We start from the raw sequence: 1,952 nt of genomic DNA, 5'->3' as shown, positions 1-1,952 counted from the left end.
AAGTTTCTTTATATGGAAGGAGTTCATAAAGATTTTAAGGAGCTTTAGAAAATATTAATGTCATAAATTATGGATTATTATAACTATAAATATTTCATAATTTTTTTAAAAGCTAGACCACAAGCTAAAATTATTAATGTAAATATTACATTAAAAAACTAATTTGATTGATATTTGAAATTGTAGTTTTATTCCGAATAAATAATGTTTATTAGTTCCGAAAAATAAGGAGAGTTTTATAAGTAGACTTCCAATTTAAAGATTTGAAAGTCAAAAAATAAAGCTAAAACAAATATGTTTTAGCCTTATTTAATAATACAATATGAAATATTATTATGCTATGCGCACATTAGTTGCGTTTAGTCCGTTTCTACCTTGTTCAACATTAAATGTTACATTATCGTTCTGTCTAATGTTATCTCTTAGTCCTGACATGTGTACAAATAAATCGTCACCGCCATCATTTGGTGTAATAAAACCAAAACCTTTTGTTTCGTTAAAGAATTTTACTGTTCCTTGTTGCATTTTGTAATGTATTAAAATAAAAAAATTGTTTAAGGCATAAAGCCATCCTTTTAAGATCCTTAAATCTTAAATAATCATTCGTTAACTAAACGTGAGTAAGAATTAAATGATTTTGAAGGAGAACAAATCCAAATATTTACTTCATCAAATTAGATGATAACATTAGCAACTGGAAGCAAAGACTAAAAGTGAAAAGTAAACTGATCGTTCCTAGGTTTAGCGGGGCAGAGCCTGATTATATACAAATATATATTTTTTTTCTTAAAATAAAAATATTATTTTATTTAGACATGTTTTTTACAACTGTAACATGTGATTTAAACGCCGCTATAAATGTTGAATATTCATTATATTTTACGTTATATGCTAAACATTCAGATTTTAATATTTTATTGATTTCTGGGTAATGTACATGACTTATTTTAGGAAACAGATGATGTTCAACTTGAAAATTCAAACCACCTAAAAGCCAAGTAAGAACATTACTTTTTGTTGCAAAATTAGCTGTTGATTGCAATTGATGAATCATCCATTCTTCTTCTACTTTATAATTTTCTAAAGTTTTAAACTCCGTCTCATCAACCACATGGGCTAATTGAAACACAGTTGCAAGGCAAATTCCACAAATAATACTTGATACCAATAAACCAATAAGAGTTGGTACAAATCCAACCATTATAACTGGAATAATTATAAATATTTGAAAATGTATAAATTTACTAAGCCAAAATATAATTTTCTCATTTAGGGGTAAAGTGAATTTCTCAGATGTCTTACTTAATCTTTTTCTAAAATATTTTTCATAATCTTGGTAAAAAATCCACGCCAAATATGAAATGGAATACAAAAAAATAAAATAGATTGATTGATATTTATGATGTTTCTTCAATGGTTGATCATGATGAATTCTCATAAATTTAATTTCTATATCATGATCTTCCCCATCTATATTTGTAAATGTATGATGAGCTATATTATGTTTAAGTTTCCATAAATAAATATTTCCTCCAAGAAGATTTAGGGAATATGACAAAATTGTGTTAATTTTTTTATTTTCTGAAAAAGAATTATGACCTGCGTCATGCATAATGTTGAAACCTATAGCTGCGAAATTAACTCCTAAAATTAGACATAGAATAACACTTATAATCCAGTGCGGCTGCAAAAAAACTAAAATTGAATAGTTTAAAATAAGACTTAACAATAATACTATTGCTTTTAAAATAAGCTTTCTATTGCCAGTCCTTTTTATTAAATTTTGTTGGAAATATTGATTAATTTTTAACTTGAGAGATTTTGAGAATAATGCATTAGCATTATTAAATTTTACTTGGGGATTCATTTATAGGTATTCGTAATTTATTGAAATTTTATTTCCGCCTAAATTATGTATAAATATTTAATAAATATTATTTATTTTTTAAAAT

General features: G+C 25.3%; 2 protein-coding genes. Both read right to left on the bottom strand.

Translation table 11 applies throughout. The features are described from left to right. Window positions 1-333 precede the first annotated feature (333 nt). Entirely contained in the window at window positions 334-525 is a 192-nt protein-coding gene (locus IPZ78_RS17140; protein ID WP_225555199.1) for a cold-shock protein, read from the bottom strand. Window positions 526-805: 280 nt separating this feature from the next. Continuing rightward, complete coding sequence (locus IPZ78_RS17135) at window positions 806-1,867, bottom strand: fatty acid desaturase family protein (protein ID WP_225555198.1); 1,062 nt, start codon at window positions 1,865-1,867, stop codon at window positions 806-808. Window positions 1,868-1,952 lie beyond the last annotated feature (85 nt).

The sequence above is a fragment of the Sphingobacterium bovistauri genome (assembly GCF_020295405.1).
In the GTDB taxonomy this organism is placed as follows: Bacteria; Bacteroidota; Bacteroidia; order Sphingobacteriales; family Sphingobacteriaceae; genus Sphingobacterium; species Sphingobacterium bovistauri.
Note: the sequence above shows the minus strand (reverse complement) of the source record. Positions and strands in the feature narration are given on the sequence as shown.